This is a genomic window from Streptomyces tubercidicus (assembly GCF_027497495.1).
Taxonomy (GTDB): domain Bacteria; phylum Actinomycetota; class Actinomycetes; order Streptomycetales; family Streptomycetaceae; genus Streptomyces; species Streptomyces tubercidicus.
Genome location: NZ_CP114205.1, coordinates 5026783 through 5041421 on the forward strand (window position 1 = coordinate 5026783; position 14639 = coordinate 5041421).

The 14639-nt window shown below is 71.3% G+C and carries 11 protein-coding genes and 1 pseudogene; 7 read left to right on the forward strand and 5 right to left on the reverse strand.

What is annotated here, in order from left to right; genetic code table 11:
* Window positions 1–6: 6 nt before the first annotated feature.
* Genes STRTU_RS21925 through STRTU_RS21940 form a run of 4 tightly spaced genes read right to left on the reverse strand, consistent with a single transcriptional unit; the run spans window position 7 to window position 4468 of the window.
* A complete protein-coding gene (locus STRTU_RS21925) occupies window positions 7–972 on the reverse strand; it encodes an AAA family ATPase (protein ID WP_159745392.1) in 966 nt (321 codons plus the stop codon).
* On the reverse strand, window positions 953–2182 hold the full coding sequence (locus STRTU_RS21930) for a DUF4350 domain-containing protein (protein ID WP_159745395.1): 1230 nt from the start codon (window positions 2180–2182) through the stop codon (window positions 953–955). Before STRTU_RS21930 ends, STRTU_RS21925 begins: the two co-directional genes overlap by 20 nt.
* Entirely contained in the window at window positions 2179–2871 is a 693-nt protein-coding gene (locus tag STRTU_RS21935) for a DUF4129 domain-containing protein (RefSeq protein ID WP_159745397.1), read from the reverse strand. Before STRTU_RS21935 ends, STRTU_RS21930 begins: the two co-directional genes overlap by 4 nt.
* A gap of 4 nt (window positions 2872–2875) precedes the next feature.
* Window positions 2876–4468: a DUF7847 domain-containing protein gene (locus tag STRTU_RS21940; protein WP_159745399.1), complete on the reverse strand. Its 1593-nt coding sequence runs from the start codon at window positions 4466–4468 to the stop codon at window positions 2876–2878.
* 152 nt (window positions 4469–4620) lie between these two features.
* Here STRTU_RS21940 and mtnA point away from each other — a divergent pair, with 152 nt between their 5' ends.
* The 7 genes and pseudogenes from mtnA (at window position 4621) to STRTU_RS21975 (ending at window position 13331) form a co-directional block, all read left to right on the forward strand.
* Window positions 4621–5790, forward strand: a complete 1170-nt coding sequence (mtnA, locus tag STRTU_RS21945) for an S-methyl-5-thioribose-1-phosphate isomerase (RefSeq protein ID WP_159745401.1) — start codon at window positions 4621–4623, stop codon at window positions 5788–5790.
* On the forward strand, window positions 5787–6464 hold the full coding sequence (gene mtrA / locus STRTU_RS21950) for a two-component system response regulator MtrA (protein WP_006605255.1): 678 nt from the start codon (window positions 5787–5789) through the stop codon (window positions 6462–6464). Before mtnA ends, mtrA begins: the two co-directional genes overlap by 4 nt.
* A 64-nt stretch (window positions 6465–6528) precedes the next feature.
* Window positions 6529–8580: an MtrAB system histidine kinase MtrB gene (gene mtrB / locus STRTU_RS21955; protein WP_246241016.1), complete on the forward strand. Its 2052-nt coding sequence runs from the start codon at window positions 6529–6531 to the stop codon at window positions 8578–8580.
* Window positions 8570–10453 (forward strand): annotated as a pseudogene (locus tag STRTU_RS21960) (LpqB family beta-propeller domain-containing protein); the annotation flags it as partial. The gene mtrB and the pseudogene STRTU_RS21960, both read left to right, overlap by 11 nt.
* Window positions 10454–10628: 175 nt before the next feature.
* Entirely contained in the window at window positions 10629–11357 is a 729-nt protein-coding gene (locus tag STRTU_RS21965) for a ComF family protein (RefSeq protein WP_159745403.1), read from the forward strand.
* Between the two features lie 294 nt (window positions 11358–11651).
* Window positions 11652–12338, forward strand: a complete 687-nt coding sequence (gene hpf, locus STRTU_RS21970) for a ribosome hibernation-promoting factor, HPF/YfiA family (protein ID WP_159745407.1) — start codon at window positions 11652–11654, stop codon at window positions 12336–12338.
* A 234-nt stretch (window positions 12339–12572) separates the two neighbouring features.
* Window positions 12573–13331 (forward strand): response regulator, encoded by a 759-nt coding sequence (locus STRTU_RS21975; protein ID WP_159745409.1) that lies wholly within the window; start codon window positions 12573–12575, stop codon window positions 13329–13331.
* 56 nt (window positions 13332–13387) lie between these two features.
* Here STRTU_RS21975 and STRTU_RS21980 read toward each other — a convergent pair whose 3' ends face one another.
* Complete coding sequence (locus STRTU_RS21980; protein ID WP_174878907.1) at window positions 13388–14614, reverse strand: winged helix-turn-helix domain-containing protein; 1227 nt, start codon at window positions 14612–14614, stop codon at window positions 13388–13390.
* Window positions 14615–14639: the final 25 nt, after the last annotated feature.

Genomic DNA, 14639 nt, shown 5'->3' on the forward strand with positions numbered 1-14639 from the left:
GTCGTCTCAGCGGGGGACGGGGAGATGAGCGAGTACGGCGTTGATCACGGAGTCTGCGGTGACTCCCTCCATCTCCGCTTCGGGGCGGAGCTGGACGCGATGGCGGAGCGTGGGGAGAGCAAGCGCCTTGACGTCGTCGGGGGTGACATAGTCCCGGCCGGTCAGCCAGGCCCAGGCTCGTGATGTAGCGAGCAGGGCGGTGGCGCCTCGTGGGGAGACGCCGAGGGAGAGCGAGGGGGAATCGCGGGTGGCACGGCAGATATCGACGATATAGCCGGTGACTTCGGGGGAGACGGCGCTCTTGGCGACCGCGGCTCGTGCAGCGTCGAGGTCAGCGCTGGAGGCGACAGGGCGCAGTCCGGCGGCACCGAGGTCGCGGGGGCTGAAGCCGGCCGCGTGCCGGGTGAGGATGTCTATCTCGTCCTGGCGGGCGGGGAGCGGCACGGTCAGCTTCAGCAGGAAGCGGTCGAGCTGGGCCTCGGGGAGCGGGTAAGTGCCCTCGTATTCCACAGGGTTCTGGGTGGCGGCCACCAGGAACGGCTCGGGGAGGGGACGGGCTGTGCCGTCGACGGTCACCTGCCGCTCTTCCATCGCTTCGAGCAGGGACGCCTGGGTTTTGGGAGGCGTGCGGTTGATCTCGTCGGCGAGCAGGAGGTTGGTGAAGACGGGGCCCGGCTGGAAGGAGAACTCGGCGCTGCGGGCGTCGTAGACCAGCGAGCCGGTGATATCGCTCGGCATCAGGTCGGGGGTGAACTGGACGCGCTTGGTGTCGAGTTCGAGAGCGGCCGACAGCGCGCGAACGAGCAGGGTTTTGGCGACCCCGGGGGCGCCTTCCAGGAGTACGTGACCGCGGCAGAGGAGGGCGACGACCAAGCCGGTGACGGCGGGGTCCTGGCCTACAACGGCCTTGGCTATCTCGGTGCGCAGCTCCTCCAGGGAGGCTCGGGCGCTGTCAGCGGTCGGGGTGCTCACGGGGGGCGTGCCTCTCTTGGGAAACGATCGAGGATTCGAGTGCGTCGAGTTGGTCGGCCAGGTGGACCAGGGCCTTGTCGTCCGCGGGGGCCGCGCCGAAGAGCAGGTCAGGAAGGTCTGCGTCGCCGCCGGGGGTGGTGGTCAAGTGGGCGTGAAGGGCCGGAAGAAGGACATCGGGGGTGTGGGCGTGTGTCGGGGAGACGCCGAGGAGGGGGGCGAGTCGTGTGCGGGTCGCGGAGCGCAGCACGGCTGCAGCCCGGTCGCGGGCGTGGGCCTGCTCGTAGAGGCGGGCATGGCCCTCGGTGGTTTCGGCGGCAGGGACGGTGACGGGGAGCTTCTCCGCCACCAGCGGGCCGAGGCGACGGGCGCGCCACACGGCCGCGAGGGCGGCGGCAAAGGCGAGTTGCAGCAGGGCCCAGTACCAGCCGGACGGGATGAGATCGAGGAAGTCGCGCCGGCTGTCCTGAGCGGCGGACGGATCGCTGATCGAGGGGAGGTACCAGACCAGATGTTTGTGCGTACCGAGGAGTTGAAGGGCCAGCGAGGCGTTGCCGTGTTCGGCGAGGTGGTGGTTGTAGAGGAAGTCGGGGGAGCCGAGGAGCACGGTGTCGCGGCCGGTCCGGGGGGCCGGCAGGCGCAGCAGGGTGGGCCGGTTGTCGCTGAGGTAGCAGCGATCGGTGCCTGGGGTAGAGGTGTCGTAACTTCGGCCGCCCAGGAGGGCGTTGCCCGCGCGTCGGGCCTCCGGGAGGGAACAGGAGGGTTGACGAGCCGAGATGCGGGCCGGGGAATCCGTCCGGACGCCGGGGGCGAAGGTTTCGAGGGACGAGGAGTCGGGGGTGAGGAGGACGGTACGGCCGGGGGTGTGGGCGGTCGCGGAGTGCAGTCCCGTCAGCTGACCTTGGGTCAGCATGTCGGGGCTGGTGACCAGGAGGGTGGTGCCAGGGCCGGCTGCGGCGGCGGCTTCCTCGGAGGTGGTGACGACCTGGGTGGAGACGCCCTGAGAGGACAGGAGTTGGGCGATGGCCCGGCTTCCGGTCCGGTCGGCGGACCGGGGGTCGAGCCGGCCGTGCTGTTCGCCGGACTGCAGGGCCGCGATCACCACGCCGCTGATGACGAGCAGGAGGAGCGCGAGCAGCGGTCCGCGGAACCGGGTCCACAGGCTGCGCACGGTGGGGGAGAGCGCGGGAGCGTCCGGGGCGGCCGTGGTCATCCGCGGCTCCTGGTCGGTGTGGTGGCCAGGTCGGGCTTGGCGTGTTGCAGGTCGGTGTCGAGGCTGGTCAGGAGGGCGTACGCCGGTTCCGTGCCGGGGCGGCCGCCATATGTGACGTCGTCGAAGGTGCGTGCTGCCGTACGCAGCCGGTCGGCGTGTGCGGGGAGTGCCCAACCTGCCTCGGTGGCTGCCTCGTCGGCGGTGCGGCCCGGTCCGGGGGTGAGCAGTGTCCGTTCTTCGAGGGCGAGAACGATGGCGCGCATGCGGTCCTGGATCGCCTCGTTCCAGTGGCCCTCGGCGGCGTGCCGGTCGGCGGCCGCTCGGTGTTCGGCGGCGGTGCGGGGGGTGTCGGAGAACAGCGCGCCGCTTGTGGCCGGAGTGCGGCGCATCGCCCCGAGTCGCACCCGGAGGGCGACCAGGAGCAGCAGGACGAACACGGCGATGGCGAGCAGCCCGATCCAGCCGCCCGGTGTGGTGTCGGCGGCCGCGTTGAGGAGGTCGTTGACGCGTTCCCAGAGCCAACCGAGGGCGCGCTGGATCGGGTTGGGGTCGTGCTGGTGGTACCGAGGATCGGACAGCTCACGCTCGGCCGCCTCCTGGGCGGGGAGGCGTGGAGTCCGCACCGGTATGTCGTCGTCGGGGCGCGCCATGAGTTGTCCGAGCGCGGCCCCGTTCCCCCCTGTGGTCACCGCATCAGCTTCCCGGTGTGGTGTTGTCGGGGTGTTGTCCGGGGGCGTCGGACGGGGTGGCCTGGGCCGGGGCGTCCTCGCCGGCTATGGCCGTGGGCGTGGTGCCTGTGGCGGTGGCCTCCGTGCCGGAGCCGCCCGTCTCGGAGCGTTTTGCCGCGGTGCCGTCGGTGCCGTCCGTGGCAGAGCTGTCGGTAGGCGTCCCGTCTGCCGGGGTGTCAGCGGCGGTCGGGGTGGCCGGCGCTGGTGCGTAGCCCGCGGTCGGGCTCGTGGCTGTGGGAGCCGGGGACGCCGTGGGGGTGTCGGCGCCGTAGCCGGGGAGGCCGGCGGCGCGCGCGAGTTCGAGGTCGAGAGCCTCGCGGCGGATGCGCTGGTCCATGTACAGGAGCGCGGTGATGCCGGCGCTGATCGGGAAGGTGATGGTGGAGCTGATGACGGCTCCGAGGCCCAGCACGATCAGGAACGACCAGCCGGTGGTGTTGCTGGTGCCGTTCGCCCAGTCCATGAGGCTCTCGCCGCCGACGAGGAAGGCGACGAGGGTGGCCGGGATCTGGATGATGAACTGGACGATGCCGATGAGGAGGTAGGCGAGGAGCTGGGTGCCCAGCACGCGCCACCAGGCGCCGCGTACGAGCTTCGCGGACCGGCGCATCGCGGTGATGACGCCCTGCTTCTCCAGCATCAGCGCGGGGGAAGCGAGGCTGTAGCGGACCCACAGCCAGACGGTCACGAGGGTGGCGGCCAGTCCGCCGAACAGGGCGAGGAGCAGTCCTGCCTCCGGGGAGCCCGTGGCGAGGAGGATGACGCCGGGTGCCACGCCGACCGTGAGGATGGCCATGAGAAGCAGGGGGAGCAGAACGAGCAGGCCGAGCAGGCGCGGGAGCTGGGGGCGCGCATCGCGCCAGGCTTCCCCGGCGGTCACCGGGCGGCCGAGGACGGCCCGGCTCACGACCATGGTGAGCAGACCCGTCGCGATGAGTGTGGCCAGCAGTCCGATCGCCGAGGTGATGCCGGTGGCGGCGAGCGAATTGCCCAGCTGACGCAGGGTTTCGCGAAGCGGCGGGAGGTTGTCGCTCGACAGGGAGGGCTGGCGGGCGTCCTGGAACCACAGGCCGGTGACCACGGTGACGGCTGTTTGCGCGACCACCGCGACGATCAGCGAGATGCCGAGGACGGTGCGCCAGTGGGCGCGCATGGTGGCGACCGCGCCGTCGAGTATCTCGCCGACGGCGAGCGGACGCAGCGGGATGACGCCGGGCTTGGCGGCCTGTGGCGCCGGGGCCCAGGCGCCGCCCCAGGGAGGCTGCATGCCGGGGCCCGGGGTACCGCCCCAGCCGGGACCGCCGTAGCCGTGCGACGCGGCACGGGCGCGGTCGCCGGCCGTGCTGTGGCCGGGCTGTCCGTGCGGGCCGCCCTGAGTGGGGATACCGGAGGGGGCCGACCACTGGCCGGCGGGCGGCTGGTCCTTGGACCAGTTCGGTGGGGACGACTGCCCGGCCGGGCCGGTCGGGTCTGCCTGGGTGGGCTCTTCCTGAGTGCCGCGGGCCGGCTCGTCGGAGGGAGTGGATCCGGGCGAGGCCCAGCCCGGAGTGTTGTTCATCGTCGCTCCTTCTTGCTGCCCGTCCGCCGGGGCGGCGGGGATCCGGGGTCCGCGGTGGCAGTCATCGTGTCATGGCAACCGGCGTGGTGTACCGGTGCCCGGACGACGAGGGGACCTTCTGTTCGAGGGGCGATCGGCGGCAGACTGAGCGGATGGGCGATCAGTACGAGGTATCCGAGGCGGGCGTCGAGGCGCTCACGATTCCGTCGTTGCGTTGGGAGGAGCCGCCCGAGGGGCCCGTATTGGTCATTCTTGATCAGACGCGGCTGCCGGCGGAGGAGGTCGAGCTGGTCTGTACGGACGTCCCGGCGCTGGTGGGGGCGATCCGGACGCTGGCTGTGCGTGGGGCGCCGCTGCTGGGCATCGCGGGTGCGTATGGCGTCGCGCTGGCCGCGGCACGTGGCTTTGACGTGGAGGAGGCGGTGGAGGCGCTGGCGCAGGCCCGGCCGACCGCGGTCAATCTGGGGTATGGCGTGCGGCGGGCGGCCGCCTCCTACCGCGAGGCGTTCGGCGAGGGCGGTGCTCAGGCCGCCGCGGCGGCGGCGCTGGCCGAGGCGCGGGCCGTGCACGCCGAGGACATCGAGGCCAGCACACGGATGGCGGAGCACGGGCTGGCGCTGCTGGGCGAGCTGCTGCCGGGCGGCGGTCACCGGATTCTCACCCACTGCAATACGGGTGCCCTGGTCTCCGGCGGCGAGGGCACCGCCCTGGCGGTGGCGTTGGCGGCGCACCGGGCCGGTGAGCTGCGCCGGCTGTGGGTGGACGAGACGCGGCCGCTTTTGCAGGGCGCGCGGCTCACCGCCTACGAGGCGGCGCGGACGGGTATGGCGTACACGGTGCTCTCGGACGGTGCGGCGGGGTCGCTGTTCGCCGCGGGTGAGGTGGACGCGGTGCTGATCGGCGCGGACCGGATCGCGGCGGACGGGGCGGTGGCCAACAAGGTCGGCAGCTATCCGCTGGCGGTGCTGGCGCGGTACCACCACGTGCCGTTCGTGGTGGTGGCACCGACCAGCACGGTGGATCTGGAGACCAAGGAGGGGGCGGATATCGAGGTGGAGCAGCGTCCGGGCCGGGAAGTGACGGAGTTCTCGTTGCCGTTTGTGCAGGAGCCCGGGGCGGAGGCCGGCACCGGCATACCGGTGGCGCCGCTGGGCGCACAGGCCTACAACCCGGCCTTCGACGTCACTCCGGCGGAGCTGGTGACGGCGATCGTCACGGAGGCCGGAGTGGTGTCTCCGGTGACCCGGGAGGGGCTGGCAGAGGTGTGTTCCACATCACGATGGAGTAAGTCACGATCAGGTAATGGGATGATGGCCGAATGAAGGGACGCGTCCTGGTCGTCGACGACGACACCGCACTGGCAGAGATGCTCGGCATCGTGCTGCGCGGCGAAGGTTTTGAACCGTCGTTCGTGTCGGACGGTGACAAGGCCCTTGCGGCCTTCCGCGAGACGAAGCCCGATCTTGTGCTGCTGGACCTGATGCTGCCCGGACGGGACGGTATCGAGGTCTGCCGGCTGATCCGGGCCGAGTCCGGGGTGCCGATCGTCATGCTGACCGCCAAGAGCGACACGGTGGATGTGGTGGTCGGGCTCGAATCGGGCGCGGACGACTACATCGTCAAGCCGTTCAAGCCCAAGGAGCTGGTGGCCCGGATCCGGGCGCGGCTGCGGCGTTCGGAGGAGCCCACGCCCGAGCAGCTGGCGATCGGTGACCTGGTCATCGATGTCGCGGGCCACTCGGTCAAGCGGGACGGGCAGTCGATCGCGCTGACCCCGCTGGAGTTCGATCTGCTGGTGGCGCTGGCGCGTAAGCCGTGGCAGGTCTTCACGCGTGAGGTGCTGCTGGAGCAGGTTTGGGGCTATCGGCACGCCGCCGACACCCGGCTGGTCAATGTCCATGTGCAGCGGCTGCGCTCCAAGGTCGAGAGGGACCCGGAGCGGCCGGAGATCGTGGTGACCGTGCGCGGGGTCGGCTACAAGGCCGGGCCCAGCTGAGATGAGCCGGGACGGTTCGACCCCGGAGGGAAAGCGGGGGCGCACCGTCGACCCGGCGGGTGATATGTCCTTTTCCGGCAGGCTGTCGGCCTGGTTGCTGCGCGGTGGGCAGTTGCTGCCCGACGGCGCCGTGAGCGGGCCGGTCCACCCCCTGCTGCGGCTCTTCAGCCGCTGGGTGCGGCGGCCGCTGCTGCCCGCCCTGCGGCTGTGGCGGCGCAATATCCAGCTGCGCGTGGTGGCGACCACCCTGCTGATGTCGCTCGCCGTGGTGCTGCTGCTCGGCGTCGTGGTCGTCGGACAGGTCCGTAACGGCCTGCTCACGGCCAAGGCCCAGGCCGCGCAGAGCCAGGCCGTGGGCGGCTTCAGCGTCGCCCAGAAGATGGCCGACGGCGCCGACGACACCCGGCCGGACGAAGGCGCCCGCACCGGAAACCGCGGCACCCAGGACTCCGCGACCTGGCTGACCGGCCTGGTCGAACAGCTCGCCAGTGGTGGCCAGGGTGTCTTCTCCGTCGTGGCGCTCAGCTCCGACTCCGACGAACCGTTCGGCGACTCCAGTCCCGGCACCCGCGGGCCGCGCGCCTCGGGCGATGTCGACCCCGAGCGGAGTGTGCCCGCCGATCTGCGGCGGAAGCTGGACACCAAGGCCGGGACGTTCCGCCAGTACACCCAGATCAAGCGCATCGGGTCGGACGACGTCAGGTCGGCGCTGATCATCGGCAAGCGCCTCAACGACGCGAACAGCAATCAGTACCAGCTCTACTACCTCTTCCCGTTCACCCAGGAAGAGGAGTCGCTCAAGCTCGTGACGGGGACCCTCGCGACCGCCGGGGTGTTCGTCGTGATCCTGCTCGGCGCGATCGCCTGGCTGGTGGTGCGGCAGGTCGTCACACCCGTACGGATGGCCGCGGGAATCTCCGAGCGGCTGGCCGCCGGCCTGCTCCAGGAGCGGATGAAGGTCACCGGCGAGGACGACATCGCCCGGCTCGGTGAGTCCTTCAACAAGATGGCGCAGAACCTCCAGGTCAAGATCCAGCAGCTGGAGGAGCTGTCCCGGATGCAGCGCCGCTTCGTCTCCGACGTCTCGCACGAGCTGCGTACGCCGCTGACGACCGTACGGATGGCGGCCGATGTGATCCATGACGCACGGGACGAGTTCGATCCGGCCACCGCGCGCTCCGCCGAGCTGCTGCGCGGCCAGCTCGACCGCTTCGAGTCGCTGCTCGCGGAGCTGCTGGAGATCAGCCGGTTCGACGCCGGGGCGGCCGCGCTGGAGGCCGAGCCGGTCGATCTGCGCGATGTGGTGCACCGCGTCATCGAGGGGGCCGAGCCGCTCGCCGACCGCAAGGGCACCCGCATCCTGGTGCGCGGCGCAGAGCAGCCCGTCATCGCCGAGGCCGATCCCCGTCGGGTGGAGCGGGTGCTGCGCAATCTCGTCGTCAACGCCGTCGAGCACGGCGAGGGCCGTGATGTGGTCGTACGGCTGGCGTCCGCGGGCGGCCGGAGCGGCGGCGCGGTGGCCGTCGCGGTGCGTGACTACGGCGTCGGGCTCAAGCCCGGCGAGGCCGCCCGGGTCTTCAACCGTTTCTGGCGCGCGGACCCGGCTCGGGCCCGTACGACCGGCGGTACCGGACTCGGCCTGTCCATCGCCGTCGAGGACGCCCGGCTGCACGGCGGCTGGCTGCAGGCCTGGGGTGAGCCGGGCGGCGGCTCGCAGTTCCGGCTGACACTGCCGTGTACGGCCGGTGAGACGCTGCGCGGGTCCCCGATCCCGCTGGAGCCGGAGGATTCGCGGCGCCACCGCGGACTGGACGAGACCGGGCAGCCCCGTGCCGGATCGGGTGGCAAGGCGTCCACGATCCCGGTGCAGACGCGCGCCCCGCAGGCGGGCGACGCGGCGTCCCCCGTACCGGAGCCGAAGGTGGCCCGCCCGGAGGCCGACCCGACGGCGCTGCCCGGCAGTGGTGCCCGTGTGGTGCCGCAGAGCGGGGGCGTACGGAGCGACGGGGCGGCGCGTGGCGACAGCGCGCGCACCGACGAGCCGGTCCGTGAGGGCGCGGCCGAGGAGGAAGCCGGACAGGGCGTGGAGCGGGAAGGCGGGCTGCGTGGACACTGAGCGCGGAGGCGAGCGCGGGGAGGGGACCGGGTCCCGTTCGCGCGCCCGCGGCGGAGTGCGCCGGGCGCGGAAGTCTCTGCTGCTCGGCTGTGCGGCGGTGCTGCTGGCGGGCTGTGCCTCGATGCCGGACGGCGGGGATGTCACCTCGGTCGACCAGTCGCCGCGCTCCGAAGGGGAGTCGCAGGTGCGGGTCTACGGCGTTCCGCCGCAGGACGGCGCCCAGCCCACCAACATCGTGCGCAGCTTCCTCGACGCGACGACCAGTGACGAGGCGGATTTCCGTACGGCCACCCAGTATCTGGCCAAGTCGGCGAAGCGGACCTGGCGGCCCTTCCAGGTCACCAATGTGCTCCAGGAGCGCCCCAAGCCGGAGCCGAAGACGCAGCCCAACCGCGAGGACGCCAACGGCTATACGGTCACGCTCTCCGGGAGCCAGGTGGCGACGGTCGACGACAGTCATGCCTACACCCCGGAGGAGAAGCCGTACCGCCGGACGATCCACCTCATCAAGGAGGGCGGACAGTGGCGTATCGACCGGCTGCCCAACGGGCTGGTGCTCGGGCTGTCCGACTTCCAGCGCATCTACCGCTCCGTCAACAAGTACTACTTCGCGTCCTACAAATCGGAGTCGCAGGAGCCTAAGGCGAACCGGAACGCGCTCGTCGCGGACCCGGTCTATCTGCGGCAGCGGATAAAGCCGATCACGGCCAGTGTGGAGGCGCTGCTGTCCGGGCCCACCGACTGGCTGCATCAGGTGACGACTTCGGCGTTCCCGTCCGGCACCCGGCTCGCCGCGAGTGATCTGGCGCTCGACGACTCCAACGCGCTGCGGGTCAAGCTCAGCAAACAGGCGGTGAGTACGGACACCGCCCAGTGCAAGCGGATGGCGGCTCAGCTCTTCTTCACCGTCCAGGACATGACGCGGGCTTCGAAGGTCAGCGAGGTGGAGCTGCTGGACAACAACGACAACTCGCTGTGCGCGCTGTCCCAGGAGCAGGCCGAGCGCGACTTCGCCCCGTCGCCGGGCACCGGCGGCTCCGCCAAGGAGTACTTCATCGACGCCGACCACAAGGTCGTCGCCATGTCGGACTCCGCGACCGAACCGACGCCGGTGCGCGGACCGTTCGGAACGGGCCATACCCCGCTGCGTTCGATCGCCGTCTCGCACGGTGAGGACACCGTGGCCGGGGTGTCGGACGACGGCCGGTCGCTGTATGTGGCCGCCATGGAGGACGAGGCCAAACGCGGCGAGCCGCTGCTGACCAGCACCGGTCCGGTCAAGGGGCCCGACAGCGGGCTGACCGCGCCGAGTTGGGACGGGCTGGGCGATCTGTGGATAGCGGACGGCGCCGGGAACGGTTCGCGGCTGCTGCGGATGCGCGAGGGCAAGGGCGACCCCGAAGAGGTGGCGGTGCCCGGCCTCGACGGGCGGCGGATCAAGGCGATCAAGGTAGCCGCGGACGGCATCCGGATCGCGATCCTGGTGGAGGACAAGGGGCGTACGACGCTCCAGCTCGGCCGGGTGGAGCGGGGCGGAAGTCCGGCGCATCCGAAGCTGTCGGTGCAGGAACTGCGGCCGATCGCACCGCAGTTGGAGGATGTGGTGGCTGCGTCCTGGGCGGGCGGCAGCCGGCTGGTGGTGGTCGGACGGGAGTCCGGCGGGGTGCAGCAGATGCAGTTCATGGAGACCGACGGTTCGGCGTCCAACGCCCAGACGCTGCCCGGCGTCAACGGCGTCAAGGCGGTGGCCGCCTCGGAGGACGAGACCAGGCCACTGATCGCCGACGCCACGGAGGGCATCGTGCGGCTGCCGCTGGACGCGAACTGGAAGACCGTGGCGAAGGACGGGACGGCGCCGGTCTATCCGGGGTGACGCGGGACGGCGTGGTCTCGGCGTGGCGCCGGAGAGGCGAGCCGCCCCGCGCAGCAGGCCCGGGGATGCGGCGGGTCCGGCCTGCCGCGCTGTCCCCGTGCGCCGATCCGGGTGTCCGCGGCCGTGGTTATCCACAGGGGTGGTGGCCGGGCGGGAACGGCGGGACAGTGGAGTCATGCAGGGGGTGTGGCGTGAACTGGCCGGTCTTGTGCTGCCGGTCGACTGCGCGGGGTGTGGCCGGCCGCGTACGGAGCTGTGTCCCGCATGCCGTCAGGTACTGACGCGGGACGGGCGCGGGGCGCGGCGGGTGCGGCCGTGGCCGGAGCCCGGGGGGCTGCCCCGGGTGTGGGCGGGGGCGCCGTACGCCGACGAGACGCGGGCGGTGCTGCTGGCCCACAAGGAGCGCGGTGCGCTGCGGCTTGCCGGGCCGCTGGGGGCCGTGCTGGCCGGGGCCGTGCGGGGGCTGCGGACCGGCGACGGGCGGCTGCTGCTGGTGCCCGTGCCGTCGGCACGAAGAGCGGTGGCGGGCCGCGGGCACGATCCGGTGCGCAGGATCGCGCTGGCGGCGGCCGGGGAGCTGCGGCGGGCGGGACGGGGCGTCCGGGTGCTGGCGGTGCTGCGGCAGCGTCGTGCGGTGGCGGACCAGGCGGGGCTGAGCGCCCGGCAGCGGCTGGCGAATGTCGCCGGTGCGCTGGAGGTGCGGGCCGCGGCCGGAAGGCTGCTGACGGCGCAGCCAGCGGTGCTGGTGGACGACCTGATGACGACGGGGGCCACGCTCGCCGAGGCGGCGCGGGCGGTCACGGCGGCCGGCGGGCGGGTGGCCGGAGCCGCGGTGGTGGCGGCGCCGAGCAGTGCTTTCGAGACCGATCACGCGCGGATCGCGCCATTACCACGTCGTAGGTAGGCGAGGAGGGAAAGTCACCCAAATGGAGCCGAGGCCTCCGAGGGGGTGCCGACATCCGTCCGGGAGAGCTATGTTCGGTTGTGAGGACTTGGCGAGTGTTTTGCCTCGAATGTCGCGATGAATGCGTTCAGGGGCGTTTTCGGCGACCCTGAAAACAGGGGGAGTGGAGAGCTGGTCGTCGGGGGAGGAGGAGGTGAAAGTCGCCAAGTCCGAGGCTTCGGCAACCACCGGAGCCTGGTGCAAGAAGGAATTGCTCCGCTTGATGGGCGGAGTGATCCGGGAACGGAGTTCTGCGTGGACATCGTCGTCAAGGGCCGCAAGACCGAGGTGCCCGAGCGGTTCCGCAAGCACGTGGCCGAGAAGCTGAAGCTGGACAAAGTCCAGAAGCTCGACGCCAAGGTGATCAGCCTGGACGTCGAGGTGTCCAAGGAGCCCAACCCGCGGCAGGCCGACCGTTCCGACCGAGTGGAGATCACTCTCCGCTCCCGTGGCCCGGTGGTCCGGGCCGAGGCGGCCGCAGCCGACCCGTACGCGGCGCTGGATCTGGCAACCGCCAAGCTGGAAGCGCGTCTGCGGAAGCAGCACGACAAGCGCTACTCGCGTCGCGGCAACGGCCGCATTCCGGCGAGTGAAGTCGCTGTCACCGTGCCCGACGCCGCAAGCCTGAACCCCAACGGCGAACTCGCCGCCGAGGCCGAGCAGAAGGTGCCGACCACCAGGATGGGGTCGATCGACGTCCAGGGCGAAGGACCCCTGATCGTCCGGGAGAAGACCCACTCGGCCGCGCCGATGATGCTCGACCAGGCGCTCAACGAGATGGAGTTGGTCGGACACGACTTCTACCTCTTCGTCGACGCCGACACCAAGCTGCCGAGTGTCGTCTACCGGCGGCACGCATACGACTACGGAGTCATCCACTTGAACCCCGACTTGTTCGGGGAGGAGGAGCCCGGCGGCGCAGGCGGCGCGCTGGGCGGCTGAACCCCACCCGCTCGGTGCCCCCGGCGCACGCCGGGGGCACCATCGTGCCCGGAGAAGGCAGGAGTTGAAGCCGTATAGTGTTTGTGCCTGGCCAGGGAGTATGTGGACGCGCAACGGCGACGAGCCGGGGAGACAGTCGTATGGCATTGATCGGGCCGGCCGCAGGGGGCTGCTGTCAACCAGCCTTATTTCCAAGCTCCGGCCTCTCGGCCGAGTAGTTGACGGGGAGGATCAATGGGGGACAGTTTCGGGCCCGTGCGCGACGACGCGGATGCTGACCACAGCGGTGCCGGATGCGATGACGGGGGCCGGTCCCTGAGCGTGCCGCGCAAGGAGCCGATCCGGGTCCTGGTCGTGGACGATCACGCACTCTTCCGGCGTGGCCTGGAGATCGTGCTGGCCCAGGAGGAGGACATCCAGGTCGTCGGCGAGGCGGCGGACGGCGCGGAGGCGGTCGACAAGGCCGCGGATCTGCTGCCCGACATCGTGCTGATGGACGTACGGATGCCCAAGCGCGGCGGAATCGAGGCCTGTACCTCCATCAAGGAAGTGGCCCCCAGCGCAAAGATCATCATGCTCACGATCAGTGACGAAGAGGCCGATCTCTACGACGCGATCAAGGCCGGCGCCACCGGATATCTCCTCAAGGAGATCTCCACCGACGAGGTGGCGACCGCGATCCGCGCCGTGGCGGACGGCCAGTCGCAGATCAGCCCGTCGATGGCGTCCAAGCTCCTGACGGAGTTCAAGTCGATGATCCAGCGCACGGACGAGCGCAGGCTGGTGCCCGCGCCCCGGCTCACCGACCGTGAGCTGGAGGTCCTCAAGCTGGTCGCCACCGGCATGAACAACCGCGATATCGCCAAGGAACTCTTCATCTCCGAGAACACGGTGAAGAACCACGTCCGCAACATCCTGGAGAAGCTGCAGCTGCACTCCCGGATGGAGGCGGTGGTCTACGCGATGCGGGAGAAGATCCTCGAAATCCGGTGAGCCGGGGCGGCTGCCGGGGGGGCGAGGCGCGCCCCCGGAGCCGTGTCCGGTGGTATCTAGTCGCTCGTGTGGGTGAGTTCTGAGCGCAGGGCATCGGCCAGTTTCCGGTCGTCGCAGCGCTCGACGCGTACGGCATCGCAGCCGACCCAGTCCGCGGCCTCCCGGAGGGCCTGGGCCATCGGGGCGACGGCCTTGGGGCCCTGCATCGAGACCTGGCGGGCGACAAGGGTGGTGCCCTCGCGGGCCGGATCGACCCGGCCCACCAGCCGGCCGGCCGCCAGCAGAGGCATCGCGAAATAGCCGTGTATCCGCCGGGGGCGCGGGACGTACGCCTCCAGGCGGTGGGTGAAGCCGAAGATCCGTTCCGTGCGCGGCCGGTCCCAGATCAGGGAGTCGAAGGGCGAGAGCAGGGTCGTGCGGTGCCGGCCGCGGGGCGGGGCGGCCAGCGCCGCGGGGTCGGCCCAGGCGGGCTTTCCCCAGCCCTCGACCTCGACCGGGACCAGTCCGGAGTCCGCGACGACTGCATCGACCTGCTCGGCCTTGAGGCGGTGGTAGTCCGCCAGATCGGCGCGGGTGGCCACGCCCATGGCGGCACCGGCCTGGGCGACCAGGCGGCGGAGGCATGCGGCGTCGTCCAGATCGTCGTGGAGCAGGGAATCCGGGACGGCGCGTTCGGCGAGGTCGTAGACGCGTTTCCAGGCGCGGCGCTGCGTGCAGACCACCTCGCCGGTGTCGAGCAGCCACTCCACCGCGATCTTGGTCTCGGACCAGTCCCACCACTCCCCGCCGTTCCGCCCGCCGCCCAGCTCCGAGGTGGTCAGCGGGCCGTCGGACCTCAGACGGTCCAGGACCGCAGCACAGGAGCGGTCGGAATCCTCCATGATGTGCCAGCGGTGGCCCTTGGCCCGGAAGGCACGGCGGCGGAAGGCGAAGTGCGGCCACTCCTCGACGGGCAGGATGCAGGCGGCGTGGGACCAGTACTCGAAGCTGTGGGGCCGCGCCGCGGGTGCGCCGGAAGGAGCCGTGTCCCAGTAGGCGGCCTCGACGGCGGGGCGGCCTACGGCGCCGAGCCGGGCGTACGGCACCAGCTCATGGGAGCGGGCCAGCACCGAGATCGTGTCGAGCTGGACGGCGCCCAGATGCCGCAGCACCCCGCGCACCCCCGCCCGCCGGTCCGGGGCACCCAGCAGACCCTGGGCCCGCAGCGCCATACGGCGGGCATCGTCGCGGGACAGGGCGGTCACGGGCGGGGGCTGCGGTGCTCGCTGCGTCGCTGCGGTCATGCGGAAAAGAGTAGGGGCGGGCACT